The sequence below is a fragment of the Hymenobacter coccineus genome, assembly GCF_001816125.1.
Classification (GTDB): domain Bacteria; phylum Bacteroidota; class Bacteroidia; order Cytophagales; family Hymenobacteraceae; genus Hymenobacter; species Hymenobacter coccineus.
The window spans coordinates 1-7337 of record NZ_MDZA01000109.1 but is presented as its reverse complement, the minus strand read 5'-3'; the positions used below and the strand labels follow the sequence as shown (position 1 = coordinate 7337).

Here is a 7337-nt window from a genome sequence, read left to right as displayed (position 1 = left end):
TGGCCGGCGGGGCCCACCGCCCCAAGGTACTACCTGGCCGCTAGGCCGGCGGGGCCACCACCTCCACGCCCAGCAGCACCTGGCCGGTGGGCTTGCCCCTCGTGCAGCAGGCGGCGGCCGTACAGCACCACGCGCCGGGGCCCCAGGCCGGCAAAATCGGCCGTCAGCTCCAAGCCATCAAATTGGTCCTGGGGGTGGGCGGGGTTCAGCAGCTGGGCCAGCTGGGCCAGCAGGGCCGGCTGGTTCCAGGCCCCGCCGCTGAGCACCACCAGCGGCCGGCCGCGCAGCTCGGTGGCCACCAGCCCGAAGGCCTGGGCAAAGGCGTGGTTGGCCAGGCGCACGTGCAGCTGCGCATCGAGGGCCACCGAGGGCTGGGGCACGGCCTCCTGGAGGCTGTCGGCGAAGCGGGCGGTTTCCTGGAGGCGGGCTTCGAGCTGCTTGAGGGCCGTCACGTCGGTGAAGGTGACGACGGCCCCGTTGATGTAGTTATCGAGCGAGCGGTAGGGCAAAATGCGCATCGCGTACCACTCGCCCTGGGTGGTCTGGATGTTGGCCTCCACGGTGGTGAGGCGGTCGAGCACCTGCTGGGCATCGCGCAGCAGGTGCTTGTAGCGCAGGTTGGAGGCGACGTGGGCCAGCGGCCGCCCCACGTCGGTGGGCAGCAGGTTGATGATGTCGCGCACGTGCGGCGTGAAGCGCTTGATCAGCAGGTCGTTGTCGAGGAAAATAATGGCGATTTCGGTGGCGTCGAGCAGGTTTTTCATGTCGCTGGCCGTTTGCGAGAACTCCTCGGTTTTGGCCAGGTACTGCATGTTGAGGGTCATCAGCTCCTCGTTCAGGCTCTGCATTTCCTCCTTGTTGGTCATGGCCTCCTCGTTGGTGCTTTGCAGCTCCTCGTTGGCGCTTTGCAGCTCTTCGTTGGCGCTTTTCAGCTCTTCGAGGCTGCTTTCCATCTCCTCCACCGTGGTTTGGAGGCGGCGCTTGGTGTACTGCAATTCCTGGTCGAGGGCGGCGGCGGCTTCGCGGCTGGCATCGGCGGCGGGGGCCCCGTCCTTGTCTTTGTCCTTGGCCCGGCGGCTGCGGCGCGGGGTGGGCTGGTCCTCAAACACCACCAGCAGCAGCCCGGCCAGGGCCTCGGGGGCCCCCAGGTGCCGCACGCTTAGGCGCACCAGCTGCAGGCCGGCGCCGGTGGCCACGCGCGCGCGCTCCACGGTCACGTCCTGGCGGGTTTGCAGGGCCCGGTGCACGGCCCCGCTGATTTCCACGCGCAGCTCGTCGCGGGCCATTTCGAACAGGTTGAGGGTGCCCACGCCGGGGGCGGGCTCCAGGTACTTGCCGGTGCGGCCGTTCACGTACAGGATTTCGCCCTTGGGCGTAATCACCACGGCGGGCGGGGTGTAGGTGGTGAGCAGGGTTTTCTGCACCAGGGCGGCGAAGGGCCCGTCGGGGCGGGCGGCGGCGGCGGATGGCATGGCAGCAAGGTGAGCCGCCGCCGGGGGCCGGGACGACAGGGCGAACGGAAAGTTGAGCAACCGGCTGGGCAGGGCCCCGGTTTCGAGGCGGCGCGAAATCTTCCACTTGCCATCCAGGGGCTGAAACAAGTCCTGGAAGCCGGTCAGGTTTTCGCTGGGGCCCAAAAACAGGATGCCGCCCGGCCGCAGGGCGTAGTGAAACACGGGCAGCAGGTTTTTTTGCAGGTCGGCGTTCAGGTAAATCAGCAGGTTACGGCAGCAGAGCAGGTCGAGCTTGGTGAAGGGCGCGTCCTTGTTCACGTCGTGCAGGGCAAACACCACCGCGTCGCGCACGTCCTTGCGAATCTGGTACTGGCCCTCTTCAAAAGTGAAGAAGCGGGTGAGGCGCGCGGGCGTCACGTCGGCGGCAATGGTGGCCGGGTAGCAGCCGGCGCGGGCAAAATCGATGGCGGCGGGCGCAATGTCGCTGGCGAAGAGCTGGAGCTTCACGCCCCGGCTGTGGCCCACGGCGTCGAGGCACTCGAGCAGCAGCATGGCCAGCGAGTACACCTCCTCGCCCGTGGAGCAGCCCGGGGCCCACACGCGCACGGTGCCGCGCGGCTCCTTGGCCAGCACCAGCTCCTGCAAGGGCCCCTGGAGGCTCTCGAAGGCCGCCGCGTCGCGGAAGAACTTCGTGACCCCGATCAGCAGCTCCCGGAACAGCTGCTCTACCTCGTCGGGGTTGTGCTGCAAGTAGCGCACGTAGTGCGTGAACTCCTTGATTTGGTGGGCGTTCATGCGGCGCTCGATGCGCCGGAACATGGTGTTGCGCTTATAAAAGCTGAAGTCGTGCCCCGTGCGCTGGCGGATGAGCAGGAAGATTTTTTGCAGCGCGTGGGCCGGCTGGGTGGCGGGGGCGGGGCGCGGCCGGCCGTGGCTGCCGGGCACCTGCAGGCGGGCAGCGTAGGCCAGCAGCTCGGCGGGCATCTGGGCGGGGCCCAGCACAAAATCGACGAACTCGGTGGCCAGCGCGCGCGCGGCATGGCGTCGAATTTGGCCGTGGCGGGGTCCTGGGCCACCACCAGCCCGAAGTGCTCCATCACCGCCTTCAGCCCCACGCTGCCGTCGGCCCCGAGGCCCGAGAAGATGACGCACACGGCCCGCGCACCCGCATCTTTGGCGAGGCTTTCGAGGAAGAAATCGATGGGCAGGCGGTGGCCCGGGGGCTGGGTGGGCCGCAGCAGCAGCAGGCAGCCGTGGAGCAGGCTCAGGTCCGTGTCGGGCGGGATGACGTACACGTGGTCGGGGCGCATGCGCAGGCCGTCGGTGGCCTCGGCCACGGGCAGCGGCGTAAAATTTTGCAGTACTTGCGGCAGCTGGCTGTAGGGCGTGGCCCCCAGGTGCGTGACGACCACGAACGCCATGCCGGTGCGCGCCGGCAGGGACCCAAAAAACAGCTCAAACGCTTCCAGCGAGCCCGCCGAGCCGCACAGTGCCACCACCGGAAACTTGTCGGTACCAGCGGCGGAGCGCGCGCGGGCCCCGGTGGTGGTGGCGTCCAGTTCGGGCGAAGCGGGGGGTACGTCGGCCGGAGGCAAAGGGTGTTTCATCGAACCAAAATAATTTCCCGCGTCGGGTAACAAGCGGGTAACAAAACGAATTATCCTACCAAATTGCGCATAAATTGACTACCGCACTACCCAGCGGTCCGTATACCTTAGCACAGGGCCCCAGCTGGGAGCCCTTTATTTTTTTTGTTTCGTGGCCCTTCCTACCCACCTCATCGTCATCGGTACTTCGGCCGGTGGCATGCCCGCCCTCTTGCAACTCGTGGCCCAACTGCCCGCTGACCTCCCGGCCGCTGTGCTCGTGGTGCAGCACCTCGCTCCCGACGCCGACACCGAATCTTTGGTGACGCGGCTGGCTGGCCGCACCAGCTTGCGCTGCCAAGTGGCGGGCCATGGGGCCCCGCTGCTGGCCGGCCACCTGTACCTGGCCCCGCCCGACCGCCACTTGCTGGTGAAGGAAGACCGGGTACTGGTAACCAAGGGCCCCTTTGAGAATGGCTACCGCCCCTCAGCCGACGCCCTGTTCCGGGCCGCGGCCGTGGCCTTCGACTCGCACGTGATAGGCGTGGTGCTCACCGGCATGCTGCACGACGGCACCGCCGGCCTGGATTTCATCAAGCGCTGCGGGGGCACGGCCGTGGTGCAAGACCCCGCCGAAGCTGAATTCCCGAGCATGCCCGAAAGCGCCCTGCGCAACGTAGCCGTGGACCACGTGCTGCCCGTGGCCGCCATGGGGCCCTTGCTGGTAGGGCTGGTGGGCCCTACCCATGTTGGGCCCGCCCACGCCCTGGAAATTCCAGCCGACTTGCAACTGGAGGCCGCCATTGCCGAGCGCGTGGTGGGCTCGGCCGAACAGGTGGACCAGCTCGGCAACCTGGTGCCCTTCACCTGCCCCGACTGCGGCGGCAACCTTTGGGAGTTGAACCAAGGCAAGGTGCTGCGCTTCCGCTGCCACACCGGCCACTGCTACACGGCGGCGGCCATCTTGGAGGGCTCGCAGCGCAAGATGGAGGAAACCCTGTGGGTCGCCCTGCGCATGATGGAAGAGCGCAAGAACCTGCTCGCCACCCTCGCCGCCCGCGACGAGGTCTACGAAACCGACCGGCACACCGAGCGCCTCAACGACCTCAAGCGCCACGTGAACCGCATGCGCGAATTCCTGCTCGACGAATACGAGGGCGAAAACGAAGACACCGCCCCGGATTAGGGCCCCGGGGCCCCTGCCGCCGCGGGCACGTAGTCCAGGGGCAGGTTTTCGCCCACTTTCTCAAAGCTCCAGTAGCCGTCTACCTTCACGCTCAGCGGGTTGGTGAGGTAGCCGTTGGGCAGAATAAGCGCCGGGGGCCCCAGAAGCCGCAGCTCCGATACTTCCAAGATGGGGTCGTAGGAAGCCCGGCCCAGGGCAACGCCGCCGGCGCCCGTCCGGTGGGCCGCGGCGGCTCCTACCTGGCTGTTGCGGCGGGCCACCGCCACGTCGGCCGCGTACAGGGCGTCGGGCTGCTCGCCCTGGTAGGTTACCTGCACGGCGCCGGGGAACTGCAGTTGCACGCGCGGGGCCCCCACCGTGGCCGGCTGGCGCAGCTGCGTCGCGGCCAGTGGGGCCTTGTACACGCGCGCCAACAGGCCGGGCTCGGGCGTAAACACGGCCGCCAGCGAGTCGCCGGCCTGCGCCACGCGCTGCTGCGCCTGCTCCGATTTTGGCTCGACCACCATCGCCTGCACCAAGAAGCCTTCCTCCGGCAGGCGGCCTTCGCGCACGCTGCGCAGGAAGTGCGGCAGCGAGCCGGCGTAGGCCTTGCGGCGGTTTTCGTCCCAGCGCCGCTGCTGCCGGGCGTCGGCGGTGGGCAGGGCCTCAAAGGCGGGCGCGGCCACGAACACGCAGCGGTTGGCATTGTAAAGCACCTTGAAATCAAAGTTGTAGTACGTAATGCGGTAGCCCAGCGCCTGGTTGACGACGCGCACGCCGCGGGGCGCGGCGGCCGTCAGCTCGCGCCGCTGCTCGTCGTAGTACACCACCAGGTCCTGCGGGTTTTCGATGCGGCACTGCCGCGAAAAGGCGCTGCGGCCCAGGAACTGCTGAAGGAAGCGCTGATAGTCGGCGGGGCGGTTTTTGGTGGCGTGCACCACTACTTCGTCGAGCTGCGTGGTGGCCGGCAGCAGGTTGGCCGCCAGCGTGAGGGACTGCTGCAAGTCCACGGTTTTCTGGTAGAGCTGGTAGCCCACGTACGACACCATGATTTCGTAGTGCCCGCCCGGCACGCTGGCCAGCGCGAAGCGGCCCGTCGAGTCGGTGGTGGTGCCGTAGGTGGTGTTGGCCAGGAACACGCTGGCGTAGGCCAGCGGGCGCTGCGTGCGGGCGTCGCGCACTTGCCCGTCCAGCACCAGCTGGGCCCGGGCCGGCAGGGCCCCCAGCGCGGCGGCCAGCAGCAGGAAGGCAACGGTAAAAAGGCGCATGGGCAAGGCGAGCGGCTGGGCCATTAACATGGATGCAGTTTACAACATTTCCGCAGTGTTGCCAGCGCCGGCGGGGGCCCCAGGGCGGCGCGCGGCGGGCAAAGGGGCGGCCGCGTTTACCTTTAAGCCTCACCCGCTTTTGCTATGCTACTGTCAACTTTTCGCCACCGGCTCGGCGCCGCGGCGGCCGCCGTTTGCGCGCTGGCGGCCGCGGCGTTTCAGCTCCCCGCCGCCGACGCGCCGTTCCCGCGCATCGTCAAGAGCCTGGTCGAATTCTACGGCACGTCGCTGCCCGAAAAAGCCTACCTGCACCTCGACCGCCCGTTCTACGCCGCCGGTGAAACCGTGTGGTTCAAAGCTTACGTGGCCGAGGCCGATTCGCACCGCCCCGACACCCTGAGCAAAGTGCTGTACGTGGACTTGATTTCGGCCCGGGGCGGCTTGGTGGCGCAGCGCACCCTACGCCTGCGTGGCGGCCTGGCTCCCGGCGACCTGGCCCTGCCCGACACGCTGCCCGCCGGCACCTACCAGCTGCGGGCCTACACCAGCTGGATGCGCAACGCCGGCGCGGCGTTTTTCTTCGCCCGCCCACTGGTCGTCACCAGCGCGGCGGGGGCCCCGGCGGCAGCCGTGGGGCCCCCGGAGCCAAAATAGACGTGCAGTTTTTTCCCGAAGGCGGCAACCTGGTGGACGGGCTGGAGAGCGAGGTAGGATTCCGCGCCGTGGACGGGCGCGGGCACGGCGTGGCCATGCAGGGCACCGTGCGCGACGGCCAGGGCCGGCCGGTGGCCAGCTTTAGTAGCCGGCACCTGGGCATGGGCGCGTTTCGCTTCGCGCCCGCGCCGGGGCAGCCGTACCGGGCGGTGGTGGCGCTGCCGGGCGCGGCCAGGCCGAGTACCCGCTGCCGGCCAGCCAGCCCGCGGGCTACGCAATCGGCGTGAGCGAAACAGCCGACGATTTTGTGGTCGTCATCCGGCGGCGGCTGGCGGCCGGCGAGGCCCCGGGGCCCGCGCTGCTGCTGGCGCAGGTGCGCGGCCAGGTAGCCTATGCCGCCCAGGCCCCGGTGGGCGGCGCGGCGCCGGTGGTGGCCCGGCTGCCCAAAGCCAAGTTCGCCCCGGGCCTGGCGCACATCACCTTGTCGATGCGCAGGGCACGGCCCAGTGCGAGCGGCTGGTGTTTGTGCCCAACCCGCCCGGCGTACGCTTGGTGCTGACGCCCGACCAGCCCGCTTACGCGCCGCGCGCCGCCGTGCGCCTGCGCCTGGCCGCCACCGACGCCGCCGGCCAGCCGGTGGTGGGCGAGTTTTCGGTGGCCGTGGTGGCGGGGCCCGCCGGGCCGGAGGGCCCCACCATCGTATCGCACCTGCTATTGACGTCGGACCTGGCCGGCGCGGTGGAAGACCCGGGTTACTACTTCCGCGAGCCCCAGACGCCCGAAACCCGCCAGGCCCTCAACGACTTGCTGCTGACGCAGGGCTGGCGGCGCTTTGTGTGGAAGGAGCTGCTGGCCGGGCAGCGGCCGGGCCGCGACTTTGCCCTGGAGCAGGGCCTAAGCGTGCGCGGCCAGCTGCTGGCGGCCACCGGGCAGCCCGCCGCCGCCCACACTGTGGACTACCTGCAAACCAACCCTACCCGCCAGGCCCAAACGCAGACCGACGCCAGCGGGCACTTCCAGTTCCGGGGCCTCGACGGGCTGGACACGGCGCACGTGCTGCTGCAGGCGCCCACGGCCAAGGGCGAGCGGCCCCTCACCATCCGGCTGCTGGGGCCCCCGCCCGCCGGGGCCCCGCTACCCGCGGCAGCCCTCGCCGCTCAGTTGCCCGCGGGGGCCCTGGCCGACTACGCTCGCCGCGCCCAGCAGCAGC

The 7337-nt window shown here is 69.3% G+C and carries 7 protein-coding genes and 1 pseudogene; 5 read left to right on the top strand and 3 right to left on the bottom strand.

Annotation, left to right across the window (positions count from 1 at the left end; all coding sequences use genetic code 11):
- Window positions 1-29 precede the first annotated feature (29 nt).
- Together BEN49_RS07830 and BEN49_RS29410 are read right to left on the bottom strand one after the other, a co-directional pair.
- The gene (locus tag BEN49_RS07830; protein WP_239691866.1) at window positions 30-2321 is read right to left on the bottom strand and encodes a CheR family methyltransferase; all 2292 of its coding nucleotides are present in this window, start codon (window positions 2319-2321) and stop codon (window positions 30-32) included.
- Window positions 2246-3061 carry a chemotaxis protein CheB gene (locus tag BEN49_RS29410; RefSeq protein WP_083325892.1) on the bottom strand — a complete coding sequence of 272 codons (816 nt, stop codon included), beginning with the start codon at window positions 3059-3061 and terminating at the stop codon, window positions 2246-2248. Before BEN49_RS29410 ends, BEN49_RS07830 begins: the two co-directional genes overlap by 76 nt.
- A gap of 151 nt (window positions 3062-3212) precedes the next feature.
- Between BEN49_RS29410 and BEN49_RS07825 the strand changes: the two genes are divergently transcribed.
- Entirely contained in the window at window positions 3213-4226 is a 1014-nt protein-coding gene (locus tag BEN49_RS07825; RefSeq protein WP_083325891.1) for a chemotaxis protein CheB, read from the top strand.
- Here the strand turns inward: BEN49_RS07825 and BEN49_RS07820 are convergent.
- Window positions 4223-5473: a carboxypeptidase-like regulatory domain-containing protein gene (locus tag BEN49_RS07820; protein WP_158022790.1), complete on the bottom strand. Its 1251-nt coding sequence runs from the start codon at window positions 5471-5473 to the stop codon at window positions 4223-4225. The genes BEN49_RS07825 and BEN49_RS07820 overlap by 4 nt on opposite strands.
- Window positions 5474-5617: 144 nt before the next feature.
- Between BEN49_RS07820 and BEN49_RS07815 the strand changes: the two genes are divergently transcribed.
- The 4 genes and pseudogenes from BEN49_RS07815 to BEN49_RS07800 form a co-directional block, all read left to right on the top strand.
- A complete protein-coding gene (locus tag BEN49_RS07815) occupies window positions 5618-6127 on the top strand; it encodes an MG2 domain-containing protein (protein WP_070742481.1) in 510 nt (169 codons plus the stop codon).
- 2 nt (window positions 6128-6129) lie between these two features.
- On the top strand, window positions 6130-6414 hold the full coding sequence (locus BEN49_RS07810) for a hypothetical protein (RefSeq protein WP_070742480.1): 285 nt from the start codon (window positions 6130-6132) through the stop codon (window positions 6412-6414).
- Window positions 6411-6686 (top strand): hypothetical protein, encoded by a 276-nt coding sequence (locus tag BEN49_RS07805; RefSeq protein WP_070742479.1) that lies wholly within the window; start codon window positions 6411-6413, stop codon window positions 6684-6686. The genes BEN49_RS07810 and BEN49_RS07805 overlap by 4 nt, the downstream gene beginning before the upstream one ends.
- Window positions 6653-7337, top strand: a pseudogene (locus tag BEN49_RS07800) (hypothetical protein); the annotation flags it as partial. The gene BEN49_RS07805 and the pseudogene BEN49_RS07800, both read left to right, overlap by 34 nt.

Excerpts from the sequence above, each read along its gene's own strand:
- BEN49_RS29410 (WP_083325892.1), bottom strand. The coding sequence starts at position 3,061 with ATGAAACACCCTTTGCCTCCGGCCGACGTACCCCCCGCTTCGCCCGAA.
- BEN49_RS07820 (WP_158022790.1), bottom strand. The coding sequence starts at position 5,473 with ATGCGCCTTTTTACCGTTGCCTTCCTGCTGCTGGCCGCCGCGCTGGGG.
- BEN49_RS07815 (WP_070742481.1), top strand. The coding sequence starts at position 5,618 with ATGCTACTGTCAACTTTTCGCCACCGGCTCGGCGCCGCGGCGGCCGCC.